The sequence below is a fragment of the Streptomyces sp. 7N604 genome (assembly GCF_052245475.1).
In the GTDB taxonomy this organism is placed as follows: domain Bacteria; phylum Actinomycetota; class Actinomycetes; order Streptomycetales; family Streptomycetaceae; genus Streptomyces.
On record NZ_JBQQBX010000008.1, the window covers coordinates 133,206 to 157,785 of the forward strand.

At 71.1% G+C, this 24,580-nt stretch carries 18 protein-coding genes; 6 read left to right on the plus strand and 12 right to left on the minus strand.

Annotation, left to right across the window (positions count from 1 at the left end):
- Positions 1-60 precede the first annotated feature (60 nt).
- Complete coding sequence (locus ACTWP8_RS11230) at positions 61-756, minus strand: L,D-transpeptidase family protein (RefSeq protein WP_443322066.1); 696 nt, start codon at positions 754-756, stop codon at positions 61-63.
- A gap of 146 nt (positions 757-902) precedes the next feature.
- A complete protein-coding gene (locus ACTWP8_RS11235) occupies positions 903-3,848 on the minus strand; it encodes a D-alanyl-D-alanine carboxypeptidase (RefSeq protein ID WP_443321979.1) in 2,946 nt (981 codons plus the stop codon).
- A 297-nt stretch (positions 3,849-4,145) separates the two neighbouring features.
- Here ACTWP8_RS11235 and ACTWP8_RS11240 point away from each other — a divergent pair, with 297 nt between their 5' ends.
- The 3 genes from ACTWP8_RS11240 (at position 4,146) to ACTWP8_RS11250 (ending at position 6,609) form a co-directional block, all read left to right on the plus strand.
- A complete protein-coding gene (locus ACTWP8_RS11240) occupies positions 4,146-4,871 on the plus strand; it encodes a GOLPH3/VPS74 family protein (RefSeq protein ID WP_443314264.1) in 726 nt (241 codons plus the stop codon).
- A 482-nt stretch (positions 4,872-5,353) separates the two neighbouring features.
- Positions 5,354-6,211: a helix-turn-helix domain-containing protein gene (locus tag ACTWP8_RS11245; RefSeq protein WP_443314265.1), complete on the plus strand. Its 858-nt coding sequence runs from the start codon at positions 5,354-5,356 to the stop codon at positions 6,209-6,211.
- Between the two features lie 188 nt (positions 6,212-6,399).
- A complete protein-coding gene (locus tag ACTWP8_RS11250) occupies positions 6,400-6,609 on the plus strand; it encodes a DUF397 domain-containing protein (RefSeq protein WP_443321980.1) in 210 nt (69 codons plus the stop codon).
- 170 nt (positions 6,610-6,779) lie between these two features.
- On the opposite strand, the gene ACTWP8_RS11255 is transcribed toward ACTWP8_RS11250, so the two are convergent.
- The gene (locus tag ACTWP8_RS11255; RefSeq protein ID WP_443321981.1) at positions 6,780-7,631 is read right to left on the minus strand and encodes a hypothetical protein; all 852 of its coding nucleotides are present in this window, start codon (positions 7,629-7,631) and stop codon (positions 6,780-6,782) included.
- A gap of 169 nt (positions 7,632-7,800) precedes the next feature.
- Here ACTWP8_RS11255 and ACTWP8_RS11260 point away from each other — a divergent pair, with 169 nt between their 5' ends.
- On the plus strand, positions 7,801-8,991 hold the full coding sequence (locus ACTWP8_RS11260; protein WP_443321982.1) for an aminotransferase-like domain-containing protein: 1,191 nt from the start codon (positions 7,801-7,803) through the stop codon (positions 8,989-8,991).
- A gap of 243 nt (positions 8,992-9,234) precedes the next feature.
- A complete protein-coding gene (locus tag ACTWP8_RS11265) occupies positions 9,235-10,359 on the plus strand; it encodes an ADP-ribosylglycohydrolase family protein (protein ID WP_443321983.1) in 1,125 nt (374 codons plus the stop codon).
- A 15-nt stretch (positions 10,360-10,374) separates the two neighbouring features.
- Here the strand turns inward: ACTWP8_RS11265 and ACTWP8_RS11270 are convergent, their stop codons facing one another.
- The 4 genes from ACTWP8_RS11270 to ACTWP8_RS11285 all read right to left on the minus strand — a co-directional run bounded on the left by ACTWP8_RS11270 (position 10,375) and on the right by ACTWP8_RS11285 (position 17,000).
- Positions 10,375-11,934: a sodium:solute symporter family protein gene (locus ACTWP8_RS11270; protein WP_443321984.1), complete on the minus strand. Its 1,560-nt coding sequence runs from the start codon at positions 11,932-11,934 to the stop codon at positions 10,375-10,377.
- A 396-nt stretch (positions 11,935-12,330) separates the two neighbouring features.
- The gene (locus ACTWP8_RS11275) at positions 12,331-13,116 is read right to left on the minus strand and encodes an SDR family oxidoreductase (protein ID WP_443321985.1); all 786 of its coding nucleotides are present in this window, start codon (positions 13,114-13,116) and stop codon (positions 12,331-12,333) included.
- A gap of 158 nt (positions 13,117-13,274) precedes the next feature.
- Positions 13,275-15,896 carry a bifunctional FO biosynthesis protein CofGH gene (locus ACTWP8_RS11280; protein WP_443321986.1) on the minus strand — a complete coding sequence of 874 codons (2,622 nt, stop codon included), beginning with the start codon at positions 15,894-15,896 and terminating at the stop codon, positions 13,275-13,277.
- Positions 15,897-16,139: 243 nt separating this feature from the next.
- Positions 16,140-17,000, minus strand: coding sequence for an LLM class F420-dependent oxidoreductase (locus ACTWP8_RS11285; RefSeq protein ID WP_443321987.1), 861 nt, complete (start codon positions 16,998-17,000; stop codon positions 16,140-16,142).
- 107 nt (positions 17,001-17,107) lie between these two features.
- Here ACTWP8_RS11285 and ACTWP8_RS11290 point away from each other — a divergent pair, with 107 nt between their 5' ends.
- Positions 17,108-18,643, plus strand: coding sequence for a CehA/McbA family metallohydrolase (locus tag ACTWP8_RS11290; RefSeq protein ID WP_443321988.1), 1,536 nt, complete (start codon positions 17,108-17,110; stop codon positions 18,641-18,643).
- A 205-nt stretch (positions 18,644-18,848) separates the two neighbouring features.
- On the opposite strand, the gene ACTWP8_RS11295 is transcribed toward ACTWP8_RS11290, so the two are convergent.
- From ACTWP8_RS11295 to ACTWP8_RS11315, 5 genes are read right to left on the minus strand one after another with little or no spacing between them, the layout of a single operon-like run.
- Entirely contained in the window at positions 18,849-19,826 is a 978-nt protein-coding gene (locus tag ACTWP8_RS11295) for a Gfo/Idh/MocA family protein (protein WP_443322067.1), read from the minus strand.
- Positions 19,826-21,202, minus strand: a complete 1,377-nt coding sequence (locus ACTWP8_RS11300; RefSeq protein WP_443321989.1) for an NDP-hexose 2,3-dehydratase family protein — start codon at positions 21,200-21,202, stop codon at positions 19,826-19,828. The genes ACTWP8_RS11295 and ACTWP8_RS11300 overlap by 1 nt, the downstream gene beginning before the upstream one ends.
- Positions 21,199-22,503 carry a lipopolysaccharide biosynthesis protein RfbH gene (gene rfbH, locus ACTWP8_RS11305; RefSeq protein ID WP_443321990.1) on the minus strand — a complete coding sequence of 435 codons (1,305 nt, stop codon included), beginning with the start codon at positions 22,501-22,503 and terminating at the stop codon, positions 21,199-21,201. The genes ACTWP8_RS11300 and rfbH overlap by 4 nt, the downstream gene beginning before the upstream one ends.
- A 6-nt stretch (positions 22,504-22,509) precedes the next feature.
- The gene (gene rfbB, locus ACTWP8_RS11310) at positions 22,510-23,523 is read right to left on the minus strand and encodes a dTDP-glucose 4,6-dehydratase (protein ID WP_443321991.1); all 1,014 of its coding nucleotides are present in this window, start codon (positions 23,521-23,523) and stop codon (positions 22,510-22,512) included.
- Positions 23,520-24,575 (minus strand): glucose-1-phosphate thymidylyltransferase, encoded by a 1,056-nt coding sequence (locus tag ACTWP8_RS11315; protein WP_443321992.1) that lies wholly within the window; start codon positions 24,573-24,575, stop codon positions 23,520-23,522. The genes rfbB and ACTWP8_RS11315 overlap by 4 nt, the downstream gene beginning before the upstream one ends.
- Positions 24,576-24,580 lie beyond the last annotated feature (5 nt).

Consider the following 24,580-nt stretch of genomic DNA (forward strand, 5'->3'; position numbering starts at 1 on the left):
GGGCCGGACCGGGATGTCGAGTCTGTGGACCGGGCTCAGGTCCGAGCCCAGGGGTCGGGCTCAGGTGCCGGGCTTGCGGCCGTAGACGAAGACGTCGTCGCCGTTCTTCAGCATGCCCCAGTACTTCTTCGCGTCCGCGCTGCGCATGTTCACGCAGCCGTGCGAGCCGGGAGGCGACCAGACGCTGCCGCTGATGGAGTGGAAAGCCTGCCCGCCGTCGAAGAACTGGCTGTACGGCATGGCGACGTCGTAGAGCGTCGACCAGTGGTCGATGTTGCGGTAGTAGATCTTCTTCGCGCCGGTCCTGGTCTCGTACCCGTCGCGCCCCGTACGCACTGGCACAGGGCCGTACTTCAGGGTCTTGCCGTCCTGGATCCAGCTCAGCTGCCGGGTCAGGTCGACGCAGGCGATGCGGCCCTTGTTGGTGGGGCACTTCCCGGCCCTGTTCGGGTTGCTCCCGGCGGCCTTCTGCTGGTTCATCAGGTTCATCACGCCCCAGGTGACGGGCCCGGCGTAGCCGATGTTCGGGGTTATGCCGTGCTTGGTCTGGAACGCGCGTATCGCCGTGCAGTCGGCGGCCGACTGCCTGCCGTCCACCGGCCGGCCGAGGAACTTCTCGACCTGCTTCTGGTAGGGCCCTGTGCTCGTCGTGCAGGACGCCGCCTGCGCAGGCGCGCTGCTCAGCGCGACCGACAGCGGAACCACCATTCCGACGACTCCGAGCGCCGCTGCGGCGCGGCGGCGCACTGCCCCCATCACTACTCTCATCTGCTGCTCTCCCCACATTTGGTCCTGACACTCGTAGGACCGCCGGGGTGGTGGGGAGGTTGCCGTGCGAAATGTCGCGGGATGGCAACAGCCCCGGCTCACGCGCGCGTGAGCCGGGGCTGTTGGCGGGCCGGTCAGAGAATGCGGGTCAGCTTGTCCCCCAAGCCCGGCTCGACCAGGTCCTTCTGGAGCGCGATCGGCACCTTCACCTGGCCGAGACCGTTGCCCACGGTCATCGTGCCGACCTCGGTGCCGGCCTTCGCCACGTGCGGAACCGTCTTCCCGTTGTCGGTCAGGGCGATGTCCACGGTCAGGCCCGTCCAGCCGACCGCCGAGACGTCCTTGGTCGCGACGACCGGAGTCGTGCCGCCGAGGCCGTCGTCGACCTGCCCCACGACGTCGCCCTTCTTGACGACCTTGCGGGAGGTGAGGGCGTCGCCCGCCGCGGTGATCAGCGGCTTGCTCGCATCGACGGCCCCGGTCAGGATCGAGTTGTCCGAGGGGGCCGGGGGCTGCCGCAGCACGGCGCCGATGATCAGCTGCGTGGTGCCGCCGACCCTCTTCTCGGCCGCAAAGAGGAGATTGCCCTGCGCGGCCGTGCTCGTACCGGTCTTGATGCCCACGCCGTGGAAGGGCACGAGACGGTTCCAGTTCTGCTGGACCGTGCCGTTGCGGTCCTTGTAGGAGGGCTGGGCCACGATCTCCCGGAACACCGGGTCCTGCATCACCTTCCTGCCCAGCTTGACCTGGTCCTCGGCCGTGCTCACGGTCGTCGCGTCGAGGCCGCTCGGGTCGGTGTACGTGGTGTTCTTCATGCCCAGGTCCTTGGCGGCGTCGTTCATCTTCTCGACGAACGCCTTCTCCGAGCCGTTCGCGTCCCAGCGCGCCAGCAGCCGGGCCACGTTGTTCGCGGATGCGATCATGATGGCTTGGAGTGCCTCGTACTCGGTGAGCGTCTCGCCCTCCTCGGTCTCCACGACCGACTCGTTCTGGGCGCCGAGCTTCGCGTCGTCCTCGGCCTTCTTGTCGACCGGGATGGTGTCGCCGTGAGTGCCCTTCTTGAGCGGGTGGTCCTTGAGGATGACGTACGCGGTCATGGTCTTGGCCACGCTCGCGATCGGCACCGGCTTCTGCTCGCCGAACGTTCCGAAGCTGCCGAGACCGTCGACCCCGACGGCCGCCTGGCCCGTGGCGGGCCACGGCATCGACGGCTTCGCGCCGTCGAACTCGTAGGTGGTGCGCGCCGTCAGGTCCAGCGTCGGCTCGGGCAGCGGCCGCAGTGCCTGCACGGTGGCGAGGATGACCGCCAGCAGCACGGCGAGCGGCGTCCAGATCTTGATCCGCCACACGATCGTCCGGAGCGGAGTCTCCGGCGGCGGCGGGGTGTTCGTCAGCTGCGCGAGCAACTCGAGCGGAGCGGGGTCGGGCAGCGGTTGCTGCTTGGTCCGCTCGGACTCGGGAAGCGAGGGCGCTGCGCTGGGCTTCGGGGGCGCGCCGGTGGGCTGCGGGGGGACGGCGGGGGTGTCGGGCTTGGCGGGCGCGGGAGACTTGGCCGGCGCGGGGGCCTCGGTGGGCTTGGCGAGCGCGGCGGACGCGGACCCGGCCTTCGCCTCGGTCGCCTTTTCCGCCTCCTTCGCGTCCTTGGCCTTCTCCGCCTCCTTCGCTTCCGTCGCCTTCGCTTCCGTCGCCTCGGCCGTGCCGACCGCGGACCGCGGCTTGCGCTGCGCCAGGTCGTCGGACTTCAGCGGTACGAACCGGCTGGTCCGCTCGGCCTCACGCTCACCGGCGCGGCCGCCCCGCGCACCGCCGCCCGGACGAAGGGTCTTGAGAGCCGTGGTCGGCTGGTCGACGGGCTTTTCGGCGCGCGCGGCAGGCGCCTTGTCGCTCCCGGCGTCACCGCCGCCCGATTCCCGGGTCTCGGGCCGCACGGCCTTGAAGGTGGTGGTCGGTTGATCCACGGGCTTCTTCGGCGCCGCATCCTCCGGCGTACCGGCCCCCTTGCCCGGCTCTGAGGGCGTCTCATCCTCCGCAGCCTTGCCCGAAGCACTCGGCGACGCCTCCGCCTGGGCCTCCACGGGCCTCTCTGGCACGTCCTCAGCCGAGCCGGAGGGTTCCCTTCCGCCCGACGGCTGTACGGCCCTGAAAACGCCGGTGGGCTGATCCACCGGGTTCTTCGCCGCAGCGCCCTCCGGCTTACCGGCGCCCTCGCTCGTATCGGTGCCGCTCGTACGGGCGCCCTCGCTCGTACCGGCCTCCGATGCGTCCTCCAATGCCTCCGGCGGCTTCGTCGAGGCGTCGGCGGAGGCGTCCCGGGCTGCCTCGGACCCCGGCTCGTTCGCGGTCGGCTCCGTCGGCTCAGTCGGCTCCTCGGTCGGCTCGCGGTATGTGCCGACGGCCGTCGTCGGGCGGTCTGCGGGGCGGCGCTTCGGGAGGTCCGTGTCGGGCTTGCCGGAGCGGTCGGCCGCCGACTCGTCCGGTGCGGAGTCGCCCGCCGCGGAGTCGCCGGCCACCTTCGCGGCCACCTCCGCCTCGCGCTCCTCCCTCCCAGACGGTGCCGCGTCGGCGTCGGCGTCGGCGTCCGCGTCCGTACCCGCGTCCGCATCCCCGTCCCCGTCCGCGTCGGCGTCCGCGTCGGCGCTAGCCACCCAGGCCGCGACCGCCGCCCTCAGGCGCGAGTTGCCCTGGTCGTCGCCCGCGCCAGACGTGGCGGCGGCGTCCCCAGCGGCATCCCCACCCGCGGACTCCTCGTCCGCCGGAGCCTCATCCCGTGCATCCGCCGGGCCTTCGTCCGGGGCCTTGTCCGAGCCCTCGTCGAGGGCCTCGTTCAGGATCTCGTCCGGGCCGTCGTCGGGATCCTCGTCCAGGCTCTCGTCCGGGCCGTCGTCCAGGCCCTCGTCCGGACCCCCTTCCGGGACCTCGTCCGGGCTGTCCGTGGTGGACGGGGATGAGCCGCCGAAGACGGCGAGGCGCGGATCGCGTTCACTCTCGGGCCCGAGCTCGCGCTCGCTCCCGCCTTCGCCTCGAGCCGCCTCCCCCGACGACTTCCGCTGCTCCGACTTGCCGGGGGACTCGCCCGCCACCGATGCCTCCTTCGTACGTCGCGCGGGACGCGGGCGCCTCTCCATGCCGCCCCGTCCCGCTGCCGCTGCCCATCCGCTCTACCAGTTTCCTGCCCGGCCGCGAGTGCCCCGCGCCGCCACGCTGCCGCCGTCGTTCGCGGCTTTCTCGCCGGACGGCGCTCACGTGCTGTTCACACGCTGCCCACGGGCAAGACGAGAACGACATACCTACCGGTTCCCGTACGAACCACCCAGGCGCTCTCGACAGATAAGTGTGAGAGGGGTCACCCTGTCATTCATCCACGCGGGGAGGCATGGATGGGCAAGAGCCGCAGAACAATTCCGGAGGAGCTATTGCTGCTCGCCTTGGACCCGGCCACGGGAACCACGGCGCAGCCGCAGTCGCTCGACCTCGGCCTTGCCGGGGCCCAGCTAGTAGAGCTGGCCTTGGCCGGGCGGATAGCCCCAGACGGGGATCGTATCGCCGTGGTGCTGCCACGGCCGACAGGAGATCCAACCCTGGACTCCGCACTCGAGCTGTTGCGCCGACGCGGCAGCCCGGTTCGCGCTGTCCACTGGATCGGCGGGCCCCGGCTGGGGCTGCGCCAGACGTATCTCACGCATCTGGAGCGGTGCGGCATGGTGCACGCCGTTGCCGGCCAGATGTGCGGGGTACTGCCGACGACTCGCTACCAGGCGACGGATACGGCGATCAGCCGGGAGATCAGGGCCCGGCTGGACAGTGCGATCCGCACCGGCGTACCGCCGGACCCGCGGACCGCGGCGCTCGCCGCCCTGGCCCACGCGGTCGGGCTCGGCAAGCACCTCTACCCCGGCAACGAGGGGCGGTCCTCCCGCTCCCGGCTCCGGGACCTGATCAGGCACGACCCGATGGGCGGCCTGGTCGCGCACGCCGTGATGGACGTGCAGAACGGCGTGGCCGCACAGCCTCGGCGCACACCTGCGCGGGGACGTGCGGGTGAGCCCGCGGGCGTCCCGGTGCAGACACGCCGCGGCGGCATGGCCCGCGCCGTGGCCCACTGAAAGGCACCGCTGGAAGGCGCGCCTGACACATGGCTGACACGGCCGACACGGCTGAAAGACAACCGAACAGCACCAGGGAGCACACAACTCCACCCGACCGCACCGCAGTCCCCCATGACCCGGTTCGGGAGCCGCACCACGCGCGCGGGGTGACGGGCCAGGCCGCCCGGACGACGGCCGGTCCAGCCACCCCGCGCGCTTTCACGTACGCGGTGCGCGCGTTCACGTACGCCTCCAAGCCCGGCCGCCTAGCCCCCAAGCCCCGCCGCGTACGCCCGCAAGCCCTCGCACAGCCCGGCACGGGCCACGCACATCCCCGCCGCCAAACCTGCGGCACCACCCCGTGTCAAGTCCCTTGCAAGCCCGCCGTATAGCGGCCTGTGCTCAGACCGGGACCCTCTGTTGCCATTTCCCAGCGCCGCCATGGTCAGAGGTGGCAGTCTGCTGGACAAACAGCGGTACAAGTCGGAGGTGGAGTCCCCGTGGCGTCCAACGTCAATCCCACGGTCAGGCGACGCCGGTTGGGTCAGGAGCTGCGCAGGCTCCGCGAGGTCAAGGGCATGACGGCCGAAGAGGTGGCGGAGCGGCTGCTGGTCTCCCAGTCGAAGATCAGCCGTCTCGAGAACGGCCGCCGCAGCATCAGCCAGCGCGATGTCCGCGATCTGTGCGGGGTCTACGAGGTCGAGGACCACCGGATCGTCGACTCGTTGATGCAAATGGCCAAGGATTCCCGCCAGCAGGGCTGGTGGCATGCCTTCGGCGACATCCCGTACAGCGTCTACATCGGCCTGGAGACGGACGCGGCGTCACTGCGCGTCTACGAGCCGCAGATGGTGCCCGGCCTGCTGCAGACCCGGCCGTACGCGGAAGCGCTCATCACGGGCGCGCTGCCCGAGGCGGCGTCCACCGAGATCGACAAGCGGGTGCAGGTCCGGCTCAGGCGGCAGGAGCGGATCCACGCGGAGGAGTCCCCGCTGCGGCTGTGGGCGGTCCTCGACGAGTCGGCGCTGCGCCGGGTCGTCGGCAACCGCGATGTCATGCGCGAGCAGCTCGAGGCGCTGATCGAGCTCTCCCAGCTGCCGCATGTGACCGTGCAGGTCATGCCGTTCTCGATGGGCGCGCACCCGGGTGTGAACGGACAGTACGCGATCCTGGAGTTCCCGGACGCGGCCGATTCGAGCGTGGTGTATCTGGAGGGCGTGACGAGCGACCTCTACCTGGAGAAGGCGAACGACGTCCAGAGCTACAGCGTCATGTACGAGCACCTGCGGGCACAGGCGCTGAACGCCAACCAGACACGGGAGTTCATCACTGAGGCCGCCAAGGAGTACGCCCGCTGAGGCGGTGAAAGAGCGCAAGGTACACCCGAGCCGGGCCGTTCCGGAAGATTTGCGCGCGGTAAGCCATCCGGTCGAGTGAACGGCCCCCGCGCAAGACGATGTTGGCGAGTAGCGTCGATCAGGACTTCACACCGGCGCCTTACAAGATTTGGCGTACAACTCACCAACTGGCATGAACCGGAGCAGACATGGCAATTCGGCAAGGCTGTGCGGACACCTGGATCAAATCGTCGTACTCCGGCGGCAACGGCGCCTGCGTGGAGGTGAAATCCCCCGCTCCACTCACCGTCGCGGTGCGCGACTCCAAGGACCCGGAGGGCCCCTCGCTGGCCTTCTCCCCGGAGTCCTGGACGGCATTCGTGACCGAGGTGAGCCGGGGAGCGTTCGACCTCGGCTGACCGGCCTCACGCAGCTCCCGCGCATCCCGCGCATCCGCAAGAACTCACGCGGCAACACCCCAGAGCCCTCTCGACTGGTCGCCGTCCCGGCCGAGGGGGCTCGGCCCTGCTCGCTCCCCTTCACACCACTTCACACCGCTTCGCACCGCTTCTTCGCGTCGCGTACGGCGTCAGCGCAGCTCGTCGACGTAGCGGTCGGTCCCCGGGACGGTCGGAATGAAGGGGGCGACCAGCTCGACGCGGCCAAGGCCGGCGGCCGCGACCTCCGCGTCCAGGCCCGCGCAGCTCTCCGCGAAGCACTCCCGCGGATCCCGCTCCAGGAACCACAGCAGGGTCAGCCTGGTGTCCACGCCCTCCACCTGCTTCACGTACGACATCCGGTCGAGCGGCAGCGGCGTCGGACGGAAGATCGTCACTATCGCCGCCGCCGAGCCCTTCAGCCGCTTCGGGAGGTGCTTGGCGCGCAACCACTCCAGCAGGGCCCCGCGCTGCTCCGGGCCGTCCGCGTCGATCACCTCGACGACGAGCCCGGCGTACGGGTGGTCGAGGGCGTGAAAGTCGCGCGGGCCTGCCGCGCCGTCGCGGTGAACGGTCGCCTCGTGGTCCTGGAAGGCCGTGAAGACGTGTGTACGGGCCTGGTGGACGCGGCCGTCGCGGTTGAGGCGCTTGTTGATGGCGACGGTCCACCGCATGTGGTCGTCATAGCGGCCGTCGGTGATCCAGTAGACGGTGATGTAGCAGCCTGCGGTGACGGGCTCGGCGACGGCCGACTTCTCCGGGTAGCGGAGCAGCTGGAGTTCGCGGGTGGCGACCCAGCGGCGGCCGGCGTACATCCAGGGCATGGCCATGGCGCCGGCGATGAAGTGGTCGTCCTCGTACCAGCGGTTGTACGCGTACTCGTACCCCGGGTGCGGCTCGACCATGGTGATCAGGGCGTGGCCCGGGTGGACTCCGTACGGCCCGACGGCGGCAAGCTCCGCGTAGACCCCGCTGCGTGTGTCGTCAGTGATGTCGTCGGTCATGCCACAGGTGTAGCTGACGTTGCGTCAGATGGGGAGGGGTGCGGCGGCGCCGACCACATCACGGACGACCGAGGGTGCCGACCGCATCGCGGAACAGAAAGGTGGCGGCTACACCTTTCCCGTACAGTGCACGGCACCCCCACCCCCGTACGAGCCAAGGAGCACGCTCATGCCGCCGCGCGCCGCCGTCCCCGGTCTCGCCGCCCGCGCCACCTCGGTGGCCGGGTCGCCGGTGCGCGAGATCCTCGCGCTCACCGCGCGCCCCGAGGTGATCTCCTTCGCGGGCGGGCTGCCCGCGCCCGAGCTGTTCGACACCGGGGGGCTGTGCGCCGCCTTCCAGCAGGTCCTCGGCGCGGACTCCGCCCGGCGCAGCCTGCAGTACTCCACCACCGAAGGCGAGCCCGGCCTGCGCGCCGCCGTCGCCGCCCGGCTGACCGGCCGCGGTCTCGCGACGGACGCGGAGCAGTTGCTGATCACCAGCGGCTCGCAGCAGGGGCTCACGCTGCTGGCCACCGCCCTGCTCGAGCCGGGGGACGTCGTCCTGGCCGAGGACCCCGGCTATCTCGCCGCCCTGCAGTGCTTCGCCTTCGCGGGCGCCCGCGTCGTACCGGTGCCGTGCGATGACGAGGGCCTGGATCCGGCGGCGCTGGAGGAACTGGTGGACCGGGAGCGGCCGAAGCTGCTCTATCTCGTGCCGACCTTCCAGAACCCGACCGGGCGCACGCTGCCCGCCGCGCGCCGGCGCGCGGTCGCGGAGGTGGCGGCGCGGCGCGGGCTGTGGATCGTCGAGGACGACCCGTACGGGGAACTGCGGTACGACGGTGAGCCGGTGCCGTGGATCTCCTCGTACGAGGAGGCCGCCGACCGCACGGCACTGCTCGGCAGCTTCTCGAAGATCATGGCGCCGGGGCTGCGGCTCGGCTGGCTGCGCGCCCCGGCCGCGCTGCGCCGGGCGTGCGTCGTGGCCAAGCAGTCGGCCGATCTGCACACCTCGACCGTCGACCAGGCGGCCGCCGCGCGCTACCTCGCGGAGGCGGACCTGGACACCCACCTCGCGCGCGTGCAGCGGGCGTACCGGAAGCGGCGGGACGCCCTGCTGGCCGGGCTGCCGGACGCGCTGCCGGTGGGGTCGCGGTGGACGAGGCCGGAGGGCGGGATGTTCGTCTGGGCGACGCTGCCCGAGGGGCACGACGCGGCGGCGCTGCTGCGGACGGCGGTCGAGCACGACGTGGCGTACGTGCCGGGCGCCCCCTTCTACGCCGGCCCGGCGGACCCGGCGACGCTGCGGCTGTCGTTCACGACGCACACGCCGGACGAGATCGCGGAGGGGCTGCGGCGACTGGCCAAAGTCATGCGCTGACGCGGCACAGCCCCTGCCTGGACACGCCCCCAGCCCGGCCGGACACAGCCTTGATGCTGGGCAAGGACGAGGGGCTGCCCGCCGCCCGCCGTCCCGCCGCCCGCCCCGAGCCACCGGCCGCCGACCGCCGCCCCAGGGCTGTGACCTTGGCTTTCGGCGCGGACCGGAATCGATCGTCCGGGGTCGATTACAGTGCAGAGCCAGATCAGGGGCCGAGTATCGATCACGGAAAGGGGCGCCCCCGTGACCGCAACCGCCGCATCCGCGACCGCCGTGTGGGGCCGCGCCGAGCAGCAGGACTTCCGCAGCCGCGTGCGCGGATGTCTGCTCGGCGGTGCGATCGGGGATGCGCTCGGCGCGGGCATCGAGTTCGACTCCCTCGAGGACATCCGTACGAAGTACGGCCAGGACGGCGTCACCGACTACGTACCCGCGTACGGGCGGCGGGGCGCCGTCACCGACGACACCCAGATGACCCTCTTCACCGTCGACGGGCTCATACGGGCCCAGGTCCGCCGCGACACCGGCGCCTGGCACCCGCCCACCGACATCCACCGCGCCCACCTCCGCTGGGCCGCCACCCAGCACGACTGGGGCCCCGACGAGCGCCGCGCGGAGGACGGCTGGCTCGCCCGCGAGGAGTGGCTCTACGCCCGCCGCGCTCCGGGCCGCGCCTGCCTCAGCGGCCTCGCCGACGACGTCATGGGCACCCTGGACAGACCCAAGAATCCCGACTCCAAGGGCTGCGGCGCCATCATGCGCTCCGCGCCCTTCGGTCTGCTCGTCGGCTGGGAGCCGCAGCTCGTCTTCCAGCTCGCCGTGGAGTGCGCCGCCCAGACCCACGGCCACCCCACCGGCTACCTCGCGGCCGGCGCCTTCTCCGTCATCGTCCACAGCCTCGCCCGCGGCGACGACCTCGACAGCGCCGTCCAGCACGCGCTGCGCCAGCTCGCCACCCGCCCCGGCCACCAGGAGACCACCGACGCCCTGCGCCAGGCCCTCGGCGCCGTACGCCAGGGCCTGCCGTCCGCGGCCCGCGTCGAGTCCCTCGGCGAGGGCTGGACCGCGGACGAAGCCCTCGCCATCGCCGTCTACTGCGCCCTGGTCGCCGAGGACATACGCCACGGCCTGCTCCTCGCCGTCAACCACAGCGGGGACTCCGACTCCACCGGCGCCATCTGCGGCAACCTGCTCGGCACGCTGCACGGCGAAACGGCCCTCCCGCCCGGCTGGCTCGCCGAGCTGGAGGGCCGGTCCACGATCCTGGAAATCGCGGACGACTTCGCCATGGAGATGACCCAGGGCCCGGCGCTCCACGGCCCGGCGGCCTCCTCCCCGGGCTGGCTCGCCCGCTACCCGCGGGCCTGATCCGCGCCCAGCCTGCTAGTCGGCCGGCTCCCCCACGACCGTCGTGTCGCCTGCCGCCGCCGGTGCCGGCACGGCCGCCGCGGCCGTTCCCTGGCCGCTACCACCACCGTCGGAGTTGATCCTGGCGAGGATCTCGTCCCGCTCCGGGGTGTCCTCGGGCCTGATGAAGCCGATCACGACGTAGAGGAAGAGCGAGACCGCCAGCGGCGCGGCGACCTGCCACTGCAGCTCCACGCCGTCCACCTGGTAGTTCAGCACGTAGAACGCCACCAGGCCCATCGCCCAGCTGATCAGGGCCGCCGTGGGCCCGGACCTGCGGAACGGCCGGAGCATGCCCAGCATCAGCGGGATCGCGATCGGACCCATCAGCCCCGCCACCCACTTGATGACGACGGAGATGATGTCGCCGAAGAAGCCCGAGTTGACCTGGGTGGCGATGGCCATCGAGAGCCCGAGGAAGAGCAGCGTCGTCCAACGGGCGGCCAGCAGCCCGGTCCTGCTGCTCCACAGCCGCACGCTGCGCGAGACAGCGGGCATGATGTCGCGCGTGACGACCGCCGCGATCGCGTTCGCATCCGAGGAGCACATGGCCATCGTGTGCGAGAAGAAACCGACGATGACCAGACCCAGCAGGCCGTGGGGCAGCAGCTGTTCGCTCAGCAGGGCGTACGAGTCGGCAGGCTTGTCCGTCTTGACGAGCAGTGGGGCGACCCACATGGGGAAGAACAGGACGAGCGGCCAGATGAACCACAGGGTTGCGGACAGCCGCGCGGACCGCTTGGCGGAGGCGGCAGAGTCGGTGGCCATGTAGCGCTGCGCCTGGTTCCACATCCCGCCGTTGTATTCGAATGTCTTGATGAAGAGGTACGCGAGCAGGAAGGTCATGGTGTACGGGCCGACCGTCGGCTCGGAGTGCGTCTCCGGCAGGTCGTCCCATACGGTCCACAGCGCGCTCACGCCGCCGAGTTCGGCCAGGACGGCCACCAGCATCGCGAGGCCGGCGAGGAACTGGATGACGAACTGGCCGAGTTCGGTGAGGGCGTCCGCCCAGAGCCCGCCCACCGTGCAATAGACGGCGGTGACCGCGCCGGTGATCAGGATGCCCTGGTTGAGGGAGACACCGGTGAAGACGGACAGCAGGGTCGCGATGGCAGCCCACTTCGCTCCCACGTCCACGATCTTCAGCAGTACGCCCGACCAGGCGAGCGCCTGCTGTGTGGGCAGGTTGTATCGGTTCTTCAGGTACTCGAGCGGCGAGGAGACATGCAGCCTGCTGCGCACCCGGTTCAGCCGGGGCGCGAAGAGGTTCGCACCGATGGCGATGCCGATGGCGATCGGGAAGGACCAGGTGACGTACGAGGTGATGCCCCACTCGTACGCGATGGCCGCGTAGCCGGTGAACATCACCGCGCTGTAGCCCGACATGTGGTGCGAGATGCCCGAGAGCCACCATGGCATTTTGCCGCCCGCGGTGAAGAAGTCGCTGACGTCGCCGACGCGTCTGTGCGACCAGATGCCGATGGCGACCATGACGCCGAAGTAGCCGATGAGCACGGCCCAGTCGAGACTGTTCATGCCCCCTCCAGGGGTCCGCCTTGTGAACGGGGAGCGCACTTCGCCGGTACGTCCGCGGGGCGGTGCCCCGTACGGGAGCGGGGACTTCGGGGATTGAACCGCTTGATCCGGCGGGTGGTCAAGGGCGTTGGTGGTCATGAATGTGAACTCAGATCAGAAAGTCGAACGAATTTACTTGCTCTTGACTTTCCGGGGCGTTGTCCCCGGCGCGACAGCGCACACAGGATGAGCGGGCACTTCGCCGGCAGCCGACCGCGCCGGGAGGCCGCACGGGCCGCGGGAACCCGTGCGGAGGAGGGGAGGGACGCACGCATCAGAGCCACTCTGGCCGGACCCACGTCGGACCGCCGCATCAGCCGCACGTACCGGATGCGAGAACAGGTCTCAGGTCAGCTGTCAGCGCATCAGTTCACCGGCGTTGACCAGGAGCGACTGGCCGGTGATCGAGCGCGCCCGGTCGGAGGCCAGGAAGACCGCGGCCTCCGCCACGTCTCCGTCCGTCGCCAGCTCCGGCAGGGCCATCCGGTCGGTGAGCCGGCCGAGCACCTCGTCCTCGGGCACACCTTCGGTGTGCGCCGTGAACCGCACGTACGCCTCCACCGGCGGGCCCCACATCCAGCCGGGCTGCACGGTGTTGACGCGGATGCGGTGCGGGCCCAGCTCGCGGGCGAGCGAGTACATCGCGGACACCAGCGCCCCCTTCGAGGCCGCGTACGCCGCCTGCTGGACCTGCGAAGGCGCGGCCACCGAGGACTGGGTGCCGATGATGACGACCGAGCCGCCGCCCCGCTCCTTCATCGAGGGCAGGCATGCGCGCGTCATCCGCAGCGTCCCCAGCAGGTTCACGTCGACGACCTTCGCCCAGGTCGCGAAGTCGGCGTCCTCGAGGCCGCCGAAGTACGCGTCGAGCGCGGCGACATGGACGACGGCGTCCACCCCGCCGAACCGCTCGGCCGCCACCGCTGCCAGGGCACCGCACTGCCCCTCGTCGCCGATGTCCGTGGCCAGCCATGCGGTCCGCGTGCCCGAAGGGTCGATCTCCGCCGCGGACTTGGCGAGGTTGGCCTCCGTGCGGGCGCCGAGCACGGCATTCGCCCCGTCCCGTACGCAGGCGGCGGCGACCTGGTGGCCGAGCCCCGCGCCGACCCCGGACACGATCACGGTCTTCCCGTGCAGCAGCATGGTCGCCTCCCGGACGGACGGCACCGGACGGACGGCACCGGACGGGCGGGACCGGAACGGACGGCACCGGCAAAGGACAACTGACGGCGCGTCAGAGTACGGCTGCGCGCCGGGGAAGGCCATACCCGCGGCAGAAGAGCCCTCGGGGAGCAGAGCCGCTATTCGGCGCTCAGCACCGGCAGCAGCTCCGGCAGGTGCCCGTCCGATGTCATCGCCGCCTCCTGACGCTGGGCCGGGACCTCGCCGTACGTGGTCGTCCTGGGACGGGACGGGCGGCCCGCCGCGTCGGCGATGGCGGCCAGGTCACGGATCGAGCGGTACGAGCCGTAACTCGAGCCCGCCATACGGGAGATGGTCTCCTCCATGAGCGTGCCGCCCAGGTCGTTGGCCCCGGAGCGCAGCATCTCGGCGGCGCCCTCCGTGCCGAGCTTCACCCAGCTGGTCTGGATGTTGCGGATGTGCGGGTGGAGGAGGAGGCGGGCCATGGCGGTGACGGCGCGGTTGTCGCGGGTCGTGGGGCCGGGGCGGGCGATGCCGGCCAGGTAGACGGGCGCGTTGGTGTGGACGAAGGGCAGGGTGACGAACTCGGTGAAACCGCCCGTCTCCTGCTGGATTTCGGCCAGCAGCCGGAGGTGGCCGAGCCAGTGACGAGGCTGGTCCACGTGGCCGTACATCATCGTCGAGGAGGAGCGGATGCCCAGCGAGTGGGCGGTCTTGATGACCTCGACCCAGGCGGCCGTGGGCAGCTTGCCCTTGGTGAGGATCCAGCGGACCTCGTCGTCGAGAATCTCCGCGGCAGTGCCGGGGATGGTGTCCAGGCCCGCTTCCTTGGCGGCTGCCAGCCACTCCCCGATGGACATCCCCGTGCGCGTGGCGCCGTTGACGACCTCCATGGGTGAGAAGGCGTGCACATGCATGCCCGGGACGCGCTCCTTCACGGCGCGCGCGATGTCGAAGTACGCGGTGCCGGGCAGGTCGGGGTGGATCCCGCCTTGCATGCAGACCTCGACCGCGCCGACGTCCCAGGCTTGCTGGGCGCGGTCGGCGACCTGGTCCAGGGACAGGGTGTAGGCGTCGGCGTCGGTACGGCGCTGGGCGAAGGCGCAGAAGCGGCAGCCCGTGTAGCAGACGTTGGTGAAGTTGATGTTGCGGGTGACGATGTAGGTCACCTCGTCGCCGACGGCCGCGCGGCGCACGTCGTCGGCGATCCGGCAGAGCGCGTCCAGGGCTGTGCCTTCGGCGTGGAGGAGGGCGAGGGCTTCGGGGTCGGTGAGCCGGGTCGGGTCGTCGGCTGCCACGGCCAGGGCCGACTTCAGATCCGCGTCGATACGGGAGGGGACCATGCCGGGGGCCGCGGCCTCGCGCAGCGCCTCCCAGTCCCCGTAGACCTCGTCGAAGTCGTCGCGGCGGTCGGCGGTGCGGCCTTCGGTGTCGATGGTGTGGTGCAGGTCCGTGCGGCCCGACGAGACGAAGCCACGCCCGTCAGGGCTCATCGACGCAGTCTCGGGCTCCTGCCAGGGGTGGCCCTCCACCACGGCGTCCTCGCGCGCGAGGCCGGTCTCCGGCTCGGCCAGGGCGATCACGTGCGGCAGCAGGCGGGGGTCCAGCCAGGGCTCGCCGCGCTGGACGAACTCCGGGTAGACGGCGAGGCGTTCGCGCAAGGAGAAGCCCGCGGCGGCGGAGCGTTCTGCGAGCTCGTCGATCTGCGGCCAGGGGCGCTCGGGGTTGACGTGGTCCGGGGTGATCGGGGAGACGCCGCCCCAGTCGTCGATTCCGGCGCCGATGAGGCGCGCGTATTCGTCGTCCACCAGGTTGGGCGGCGCCTGGAGGCAGCCGGAGGGGCCCATGATGTGCCGGGCGACGGCGACGGCGGCGACCAGTTCGTCCAGTTCCGCGTCCGGCATGCCGCGCATCGCCGTGTCCGGCTTGGCGCGGAAGTTCTGCATGATGAGTTCCTGGATGCCGTGGTACGCGCGCGAGACGCGGCGCAGCGCGAACAGCGACTCCGCGCGCTCCTGGTAGGTCTCCCCGATCCCGATCAGCAGCCCGCTGGTGAAGGGGACGGAGCTGCGCCCGGCGTCCTCCAGGACGCGCAGCCGGACGGCCGGCTCCTTGTCCGGGGAGCCGTGGTGCGGCCCGCCGGGCTCGCTCCACAGCCGTGTCGCCGTGGTCTCCAGCATCATGCCCATCGACGGGGCGACGGGCTTGAGCCGCTGGAAGTCCGTCCACGTCATGGCGCCGGGGTTGAGGTGCGGCAGCAGCCCGGTCTCCTCCAGGATGCGGATCGACATCGCGCGGACGTACGCGATGGTGTCGTCGTACCCTTCCGCCTCCAGCCACTCGCGGGCCTCGGGCCAGCGGTCCTCGGGGCGGTCCCCCAGGGTGATCAGCGCTTCCTTGCAGCCCAGTTCCGCGCCGCGCCGGGCGATGGCCAGGACCTCGTCCGGGGACATGAACATCCCATGGCCCGCCCGGCGCAGCTTGCCGGGGACGGTCGCGAAGGTGCAGTAGTGGCACTTGTCCCGGCACAGGCGGGTGAGCGGAATGAAGACGCTCTTCGAGTACGTGATGACGCCGGGGCGGCCCGCGGCTTCGAGTCCGGCGTCGCGCACGCGGGCGGCGGAGGCACACAGGTCCCGGAGGTCGTCGCCGCGGGCCTGGAGCAGCACGGCGGCCTCGGCGACGTCCAGCGCCACGCCGTCGCGGGCACGGCGCAGCGCCCGCCGCATGGCGTTCGCGGTCGGTGCGGACTCCTCGGACCCCTGCGCGCTCGTCGTCATCCCCTGAGCATACGAGCGCCCTCGGACAGTGCTCGGCTCCGCGGGTCGTACGGCCGTGTGCAGATGGTCACGGCCGTACGCGCCGTATGCCGGGAATACGCCTGACTGCGGCGCGACCGCCCGCGCCTGCGGTGGGCGTTCCCCCATCCGGCATCCGCCCTCCGCCTTCCCCCATCCTCCTCCGCCAGGGCGGCCCTCGCCGGGTCCAAGGGACGTAGTCCCTGGGCGCCGGCGAGGGGCGGCTCACAGGTACTGCGCGTACGCGTCCAGCGTGCGCAGGACCTCCGCCTCGTCCGCCGACGGCAGTTGGAGGACCACCTCCGCGAAGCCCAGGTCGCGGTAGTGGGCCAGCTTCCCCGGCGAGGGGTGGACGGCGTACGGCACGACCTGCGGCCCTTCCGGACCGCGTCCGGCCTGCTCCCAGGCCTCCCGCAGCGCGGGAACCGTTTCGGTGAGGCCGCGGCCGCCGATCGGCATCCACCCGTCCGCGTACTCGGCGATATGCGCGAAGAGCTTGGGCCCCGCGCCGCCGCCGATGAGGGTGCGCGGGCCGGTGAGCGGGGGCGCACCCTTGCGCTTGCGCGGCTTCTGTACGGGTTTGGGGTGGGCGTGGCTGGCACGTACGGACCCGAACTCGCCCTCGTAGGCCGTCGGCTCGTCCGCCCACAGGGCCCGCATCAGGGCGACCCGGTCGCGGCCGAGTTCGCGGCGGCTGCGCCAGTCGACGCCGTGGTCGGCGGCCTCCTCAACGTTCCAGCCGAAGCCGATGCCCAGGGTGAAGCGGCCGCCGGAGAGGTGGTCGAGGGTGGCGATCTGTTTGGCGAGGTCGATGGGGTCGTGCTGGGCGACGAGGGTGATGCCGGTGCCGAGCGCGATCCGCTCGGTGACGGCCGCGGCCTGGCCGAGGGCAATGAGGGGGTCGAGGGTGCGGCCGTACTCGCGAGGCAGCGGGCCGCCGGGCGGGTACGGGGTCTCGCGGCTGACGGGGATGTGGGTGTGCTCGGGGACGTAGAGCCCGGCGAATCCGCGCTGCTCGAGCTCGCGCGCGAGTCGGACGGGGGTGATGGTCTCGTCGGTGAGGAAGATGGTCGTCGAGATCCGCATACGCGTATGTTCTCGTGCCGTCATCGAGTTATCCACAGGCCTTCTCCTCCGTGTCACGGGCGCGTAGAACGGTGTCGAGCGGCACTTCCGACTCCGGGGGGATCCACATGGAACGACGCGATGTGCTGAGGCTCTCGGCTGTCGCCGGTGCGGCGGGGGCGCTTACGCTCGGGACTGTGACGTTCGCCAGAGCCGAGGAGCGCGACGGCGGCGGTGAGGAGACGAGGACCGTCACCGGTCACCTGCCGACGGGCTCGCCCGACTTCGTGTATCTCCCCGTCGAAGTGCCGTGCGGGGTCCGCGAGATCGCGGTCTCGTACAGCTACGACAAACCGGCGGTCCCGCCGGGCACGCAGGGGAACGCGTGTGACATCGGTATCTTCGACGAGCGCGGTACGGATCTCGGCGGCCGGGGCTTCCGCGGCTGGTCGGGTGGGTTCCGCTCGGAGTTCGCCATCAGTGCGGAGCAGGCGACGCCCGCCTATCTCGCGGGCCCGGTCCTGCCGGGCACCTGGCATGTCGTCCTCGGTCCGTACACGGTGGCGCCGCAGGGGCTGAACTACGAGGTCACGATCACGCTGAGGTACGGCGAGCTGGGGTCCCCCCTGCCGGAGGCCGGGGGAGAAACCCCGAAGCCCGTCTATCCGCCGCAGCGGGCGAAGGGGCGCGGCCGGGCCTGGTACCGGGGCGACTGCCACCTCCACACCGTCCATTCGGATGGCAAGCGGACCCCGGCCGAGGTGGCGGCGGCGGCGCGGGCCGCGGGGCTGGACTTCATCACCACGACCGAGCACAACACGTCGTCCGGCCATGGCGCCTGGCAGGGTCTGTGGGGCGACGACCTGCTCATCCTCACCGGCGAGGAGGTCACGACCCGGAACGGCCACGTGGTGGCGCTGGGCATCGACCCCGGCACCTTCATCGACTGGCGCTACCGCGCGCGGGACAACGCGTTCGGCCGTTTCTCCCGGAAGATCCGCGAGGCGGGCGGCCTGGTGGTCCCGGCGCATCCGCACGCGACGTGCATCGGCTGCAACTGGAAGTTCGGCCTCAACGACGCCGATGCGGTGGAGGTGTGGAACGGGCCGTTCACCCCGGACGACGAGGTGACGATCGCCGAGTGGGACAACACCCTGGTGGCCGCCGCCCGCGGGCGCGGCCGCTGGCTGCCCGCCATGGCCAACAGCGACGCGCACCGCGAGCCCCAGGTCGTCGGCCTTCCGCAGACGGTCGTCCTGGCCGACGACCTCTCGCGGCCCGCGATCCTGGAGGGCATCCGCGCCGGGCGCAGCTGGATCGCCGAGTCCTCGGCGATCCAGCTGGCCTTCCAGGCGAGCGGGGGCCGGGGGAAGCACGCGGGGATCGGCGGCCGTCTCGTGGTGGACGCCGACGACGAGGTGACGGTGCGCCTGGAGGTCTCCGGCACCCCGGGCTGCTCGGTCCGGTTCATCACGGACCAGGGCCAGCTCTACGCGACTGCGCTGCCCGCCTCCGGCGCGGGGACGGTCGAGTGGCGGACGACGCCTGCGTATGCGGCCTATGTGCGGGCGGAGATACGGCACGCTCCGGCGGACGGCGGCGCGAGCGGTCTGCCGGGACCGATGGCGGCTCTGACGAACCCGATCTTCCTCGGGCGGGACTAGGTCGTGGTCCGGATGCCCGGGTTGGCCTGGCTGTTCTGATCCGTCCGGCGGCCCAGCCCTGCTGACCGGCCGCCGCCACCAACCCGGGGGCACTGTGGGCCGATCCGGCCAGCGGGCGCGGCATGCCGGAACTGCGCACCTGGCCGGGCGGCAAGGTGGCCGTCGAGGCCACGGGGGCGGGAGGTTCACCACACCGGCCTCCCGCTCAGCTGGACCCAGCGGTCCGCCGTAGGCGGTCCAGGAGCATGGCCTGGCGCAGGCATTCCGGTCGGCCCAGGCTCATACCGGCGCGTGCAGCCCGAGCGAACGCCGCAACCGTTTCCGCCACTTGGTCGTGTGGTGCGAGCACGGGCTCGCGAACCTCCGTGCCGGTCTCCAGCCGGATGGCGGGCCGAAGGCCGGCAGGCGAGGTGAACGCGCGGTCCACTGTGATCCGGCCCCGGCTGCCGCAGATCGTGTAGCTGGAGCGGTAGCCGTGGTCGAGACCGAAGGTGAGATGCGCGGTGACGCCTCCCCGGGTGCGCAGCAACGCCGCGCCCCCGGTGTCCACGGCGAAGTCCGGATGAGCGGTGAGGACGGCGCCGACGACCTCGAGCTCGGACTCCAGCAGGTGCATGGCAGCCCGCACCGGGTAGACCCCGGTGTCCCACAGCGCACCGCCGCCCAGCCCGGGGTCGTAACGGATGTCGTCCGTGGCACGCCGCGGAACGGTGAACTCCGAGTGGAAGGAGCGGAGTTCACCGATCGCACCCTCGGCGACGAGCTTGCGCACCACGTCGTGCTGGTGGTGATGGACGAACATGACGTTCTCCATCAGCGCCACCCGGCGCTCGCCGGCCAACTGGAACAGGCTCGCGGTCCTGGCCGGTTCCAGGGTCAGCGGCTTCTCGGCCAGCACGTGCTTGTCCGCCTGCAGGGCCGCCTCGACCCACTCGGCGTGCAGCGCGGCGGGCAGCGGCACGTACACCGCGTCCACCGTCTCGTCGGCGAGCAGGGCCTCGTATCCGCAGACCGCGCGGCAGCCGTAGGGGCGGGCGGTCTCCTCGGCCTGGCCGGGGTCCCGGCTGGCGACCGCGACCACCTCGACGTCCGGGCACGCTGCCATGGCCGGGAGCATCCGGCGCCGGGCGATGTCCGCGCAGCCCAGCACCCCGATCCGTACGGGGCGTGGCGAGGTGGCCATCAGCAGCTCACCGCCTGTGCGTTCAGGCACGCGAGCAGCGTGCGGGCCTGGACGTTGACGTAGTGGCCGTGCCGGGCCAGGGAGTTGAGCTGGCCGGGCGTAACCCAGCGATAGCCGGGCGGGACCGCTACCTCGTCGTCGGCGTCGACGACGAGGTAGCGGGACTCGGCATGGAGAAAGCGGCCGCCCTCCTCGGAGTGGACGGCCTCGTAGCGGATCCGGTCCGGCCCCGCCGTCAGCACCCAGTCCAGGAACGGCGGCCGGTCAGCGCCGGTCAGGTGCGCGTAGTTGCCCGGCGCGTACTGGACGGTGGGCCCCAGCTCGACGGTGTCCAGGAAGCCGCCCTCGACCCGGGCGTGCGCCAGCACGTGCGGCACACCGTCGATCCGGCGGGTGAGGAAGGCGGCCACGCCCCTCTCGACCGGCTCGAACAGCGGCTGGCTCCAGCCGGACACTTCTCGGTTCCCGGCCTCCACCTCTACGGCCACCACCCGGAAGTACCGCCCGTCCTCGTGCTCGATCGCCCACGCGTTCCGCTGCCAGCCGGCGACCTGGGCGAGCGGGATGCGTTCGATCCGCACCTCGTACCGGGACCGCTCCCCCGTGAACCAGGACAGCAGCTCGGTGTCCGAGTGCAGCGCCTCGCTCTCCGGGTACACGGCCGGTGCGCAGGCCAGCACGGTACGGGCGTCCATGTTGACCACGTTGTCGCGGCGCAGCAGCTCGCCGATCTGGCCCAGGGTCAGCCAGCAGAAGTCCGGGTCGAGCGGCACGTCGTCGGTCGTTTCGACGAGCATATTCCGGTTGGACTTCCGGAAGAACCAGGAGCCGTGCTCGGACTGCAGCACGTCCGCCAGCACCCGCCCGCAACCCGGTGCGGTGAAGTGGTCGATGTACTTCACGTCCGCGCCGCGGTGGACCTTGGTGTAGTTGGACCGGGTCGCTTGCACGGTCGGCGAGAGTTGCAGAAGGTTCCGGTTGCCGGGCTCCATCTTCGCCTGCATCAGGAAGTGCAGCACCCCGTCGAACTCCTTGGCCAGGATGCCCAGGATGCCGACTTCGGGCTGCTTGATGATCGGCTGCCGCCACTCCCGCACCTGCCCCCCGTCCACCCGCGCGTGCAGCCCTTCCACGGTGAAGAACCGCCCGCTTCGGTGGACCAGGTTTCCGGTCGTCTCCTGGAAGAACCAGCCATCGAGCTGGTCGAACGGGATCCGCTCCACCGCGAAGCGGTGCGCACGGGCCCGCTGCGCCAGCCACTTTGCGACATCCTCGGTGCGCAGCTGGACGCCCGCGTCCCGTTCGGCCGCGGAGCGGGTCAGACGGCCGGGCAGCCCGATGTCCTCGCGGGGGCGCAGGGACGCGGCCCTGGTCATCCGTGCCTCCCCACGAACTCCTTCACCGAGTCGACGACGTAGTCGATCATTTCGTCGGTGAGCCCCGGGTAGACACCCACCCAGAAGGTCTGCTCGGTGATCAGATCGCTGTTGGTCAGCTCGCCCACCACCCGGTGCGGCCGGTCCACATAGGCGGGCTGCCGGGTGAGGTTGCCCGCGAAGAGCCGACGGGTGCCGATCTTGCGGCTCTCCAGGAAGTCCACCAGCGCGGCCCTGCTGAACGGCGCGTCGGGGTCAACGGTGATGACGAAGCCGAACCAGCTCGGCTCGCTGCGCGGCGTCGGCTCAGGCAGCAGCAGGTGCGGCACCCCGTCCAAGCCCTCACGCAACCGCCGCCAGTTGCGCCTCCGGGCCGCGATGAAGCCGTCCAGCTTGTCCAGCTGGGTCAGGCCCAGGGCGGCCTGCAGGTCGGTGGCCTTCAGGTTGTAGCCGACGTGGGAGAAGATGTACTTGTGGTCGTAGCCCTTGGGCAGCTTGCCCATCTGGTAGTCGAACCGCTTGAAGCAGGTGTTGTTCTTGCCCGGCTCGCACCAGCAGTCCCGGCCCCAGTCGCGAAGTGACTCCACGACCCGGGCCAGCTTCAGGTCCGAGGTGAGCACGATGCCGCCCTCCCCCATCGTCAGGTGGTGGGCGGGGTAGAAGCTCACCGTGGTCAGGTCGCCGAACGTGCCGGTGAGCCTGCCGTCGTAAGTGGAGCCCACGGCATCGCAGTTGTCCTCGACGAAGAGCAGGCCGTGGTCCTTTGCGAGCTGGGCGATCTCGGCGACCTCGAAGGGGTTGCCGAGGGCGTGCGCGATCATGATCGCGCCGGTCTTGGGTCCGATCGCCTGGGCGACGCGGTCGGCGGTGGTGTTGTAGATGCCCAGCTCCACGTCGACGAAGACCGGGATCAGGCCGTTCTGCACAATCGGGTTCACGGTGGTGGGGAACCCCGCGGCGACGGTGATCACCTCCTGCCCCGGCCTCAGCCGCCGGTCGCCCAGCGTGTGGGAGGTCAGGGCGGTCAGGGCCAGCAGGTTCGCCGATGAGCCGGAGTTCGTCAGGTGGGCCTTGCGCCGCTTGAGCAGCCGGGCGAACCGGGACTCGAACTTACGGCACCGGTCCCCGGCGGCGATCCGCATGTCCAGCGCCGCCTCCACAAGCGCCGCCCGGTCGTCGGCGTCCAGCACCGCGCCGGAGGGCCAGATCTCGGTGACGCCGGGCACGAAGCCACCGTCGCGCTGGACGTCCAGGTGGTGCTTGCGGGTCTCGTCCAGCACCAGAGCCTTGTGGTCACTCATGTCCGGTCACCTCTCCCCTGCGTTGTCGTCGTCGCGGCCCTCGCGGTCGGCGCTCCCGTGCTTGACGGCCTTCCACCAGCCGGGGTTGTCGCGGTACCAGTCGACGGTGCCGGCCAGTCCCTGGTCGAAGGGGATCCGCGGTGTGTAGCCGAGCTGTTCGCGGATCTTGGTGTCGTCCAGCGAGTAGCGCAGGTCGTGTCCCTTGCGGTCGGCGACGTGCCGGACCATGGACCAGTCGGCGCCGCACAGCTGGAGCAGCCGCTCGGTGACGGCGAGGTTGGTCTGATCGTTGCCGCCGCCGATGTTGTAGATCTCGCCTGCCTGACCCTTGGTCAGCACCAGCTGGACGGCCTGGCAGTGGTCGTCCACGTGCAACCACTCACGGATGTTGCGTCCGTCCCCGTACAGCGGCACCCGCTCGCCTTCCAGGAGGTTGGTCACGAACAGCGGAATCAGCTTCTCGGGGTGCTGGAAGGGGCCGTAGTTGTTGGAGCACCGGGTGATCGACACATCGAGCCCATGGGTGCGCCAGTACGCGCGGGCCACCAGATCAGAGGCCGCCTTGGAGGCGGCATAGGGGGAGTTGGGCGCAAGCGGCCACTCCTCGGTCCACGACCCCTCCTCGATGGAGCCGTACACCTCGTCCGTGGAGACGTGCACCACCCGTTCGACGCCGGCCCCGAGGCAGGCGTCCAGCAGCGTCTGCGTGCCGCCCGCGTTCGTGCGCACGAACTCGGCGGCGGACTGCAGGGAACGGTCCACGTGGGATTCGGCGGCGAAGTGCACCACCGCGTCGTGGCCCGGCAGCAGGTCGAGCAGGAGCGGCAGATCGCAGATGTCGCCGCGGACGAACTCCAGCCGGGGGTGGGAGGCCGGGAGGTTGTCCCGGTTCCCGGCGTAGCTCAGCTTGTCCAGGACGGTCACCCGGGTCCTCTCGTAGCCCGGATAGCCGCCGTCCAGCAGCGTCCGTACGTAGTGCGAACCGATGAAACCCGCACCGCCCGTCACCAGGAACTTCATGCCGCCACCTCGATCCGCGTGTGGTCGCCGACGACGAGCCGGTGCCGGGCTGAGGTGCCGACGCTGGCGTTCCGGCCGATGAGCGAGCCGTACAGCCCCGGAACGTTCACGATCGACGCGCCGTCGAGCACGATGGAGTCGGCCAGCCGGGTGTCGCGCAGCACACAATCGCGCCCGATGGAGGTGCCGGGCCCGATGTGGCTGTCCTCGACGACCGAGCCCGCGCCCACGATGGCCGGGCCCTCGACCCGGGAACGCACCACGCGCGCCCCGGCTTCGATGAGGACCTGGCCGTCGAGCTCGCTGCGGGAGTCCACCTCGCCGACGATGCCGGGCCGCAGCGATGCGAGCAGCCTGCGGTTGCACTCAAGAACGTCCTCGGCGCGGCCGGTGTCCCTCCAGTAGCCGCTGTACTCGCTCGCCCTGACCTCGGCGCCCTGGGTCACCAGCCACTGGATGGCGTCGGTGATCTCCAGCTCACCGCGCGCGCTCGGGCGGATCGAGGCGACTGCCCGGTGGATGGCCGAGGTGAAGAAGTACACGCCGAGCAGGGCCAGATCGCTGCGCGGCTGCTGGGGCTTTTCCACCAGCCGCTCCACCTGCCCCGCGGCGTCCAGCTCCGCCACCCCGAAGGCCCGCGGATCGGCCACCTTCTGTACGACGAGCTGCGCGGCCGGCCGCCGGGCGGTGAAGTCCTGAGCGATGTCGGCCACCCCTTCGGGCAGCATGTTGTCCCCCAGGTACATCACGAAGTCCTCGTCGCCGAGGAAGGTCCTGGCCAGGGTGACGCAGTGCGCCAGGCCCAGCGGCTCGGCCTGCGGGATGTAGGTGACGCGCAAACCGAGCCGCGAGCCGTCACCGATGACCTCGGCGATCTGTCGGCCCCGGTCGCCGACGACGATGCCGGCCTCGGTGACGCCCAGTGCGCGGACGTTGTCCAGGACGTGTTCCAGGACGGGCTTGTTGGCGATGGGTATGAGCTGTTTGGGCATGGAGTAGCTGAACGGGCGCAGCCGGGTACCAGACCCGCCTGACAGCACCAGAGCCTTCATGACGG

What these genes read in the sequence shown, in the direction of transcription:
- ACTWP8_RS11230 (WP_443322066.1), bottom strand. Translation starts at nt 756, where the DNA reads ATGGGGGCAGTGCGCCGCCGCGCCGCAGCGGCGCTCGGAGTCGTCGGA.
- ACTWP8_RS11240 (WP_443314264.1), top strand. Translation starts at nt 4,146, where the DNA reads ATGGGCAAGAGCCGCAGAACAATTCCGGAGGAGCTATTGCTGCTCGCC.
- ACTWP8_RS11250 (WP_443321980.1), top strand. Translation starts at nt 6,400, where the DNA reads ATGGCAATTCGGCAAGGCTGTGCGGACACCTGGATCAAATCGTCGTAC.
- ACTWP8_RS11255 (WP_443321981.1), bottom strand. Translation starts at nt 7,631, where the DNA reads ATGACCGACGACATCACTGACGACACACGCAGCGGGGTCTACGCGGAG.
- ACTWP8_RS11260 (WP_443321982.1), top strand. Translation starts at nt 7,801, where the DNA reads ATGCCGCCGCGCGCCGCCGTCCCCGGTCTCGCCGCCCGCGCCACCTCG.
- ACTWP8_RS11270 (WP_443321984.1), bottom strand. Translation starts at nt 11,934, where the DNA reads ATGAACAGTCTCGACTGGGCCGTGCTCATCGGCTACTTCGGCGTCATG.
- ACTWP8_RS11275 (WP_443321985.1), bottom strand. Translation starts at nt 13,116, where the DNA reads ATGCTGCTGCACGGGAAGACCGTGATCGTGTCCGGGGTCGGCGCGGGG.
- ACTWP8_RS11280 (WP_443321986.1), bottom strand. Translation starts at nt 15,896, where the DNA reads ATGACGACGAGCGCGCAGGGGTCCGAGGAGTCCGCACCGACCGCGAAC.
- ACTWP8_RS11285 (WP_443321987.1), bottom strand. Translation starts at nt 17,000, where the DNA reads ATGCGGATCTCGACGACCATCTTCCTCACCGACGAGACCATCACCCCC.
- ACTWP8_RS11290 (WP_443321988.1), top strand. Translation starts at nt 17,108, where the DNA reads ATGGAACGACGCGATGTGCTGAGGCTCTCGGCTGTCGCCGGTGCGGCG.
- ACTWP8_RS11295 (WP_443322067.1), bottom strand. Translation starts at nt 19,826, where the DNA reads ATGGCCACCTCGCCACGCCCCGTACGGATCGGGGTGCTGGGCTGCGCG.
- ACTWP8_RS11300 (WP_443321989.1), bottom strand. Translation starts at nt 21,202, where the DNA reads ATGACCAGGGCCGCGTCCCTGCGCCCCCGCGAGGACATCGGGCTGCCC.
- rfbH (WP_443321990.1), bottom strand. Translation starts at nt 22,503, where the DNA reads ATGAGTGACCACAAGGCTCTGGTGCTGGACGAGACCCGCAAGCACCAC.
- rfbB (WP_443321991.1), bottom strand. Translation starts at nt 23,523, where the DNA reads ATGAAGTTCCTGGTGACGGGCGGTGCGGGTTTCATCGGTTCGCACTAC.
- ACTWP8_RS11315 (WP_443321992.1), bottom strand. Translation starts at nt 24,575, where the DNA reads ATGAAGGCTCTGGTGCTGTCAGGCGGGTCTGGTACCCGGCTGCGCCCG.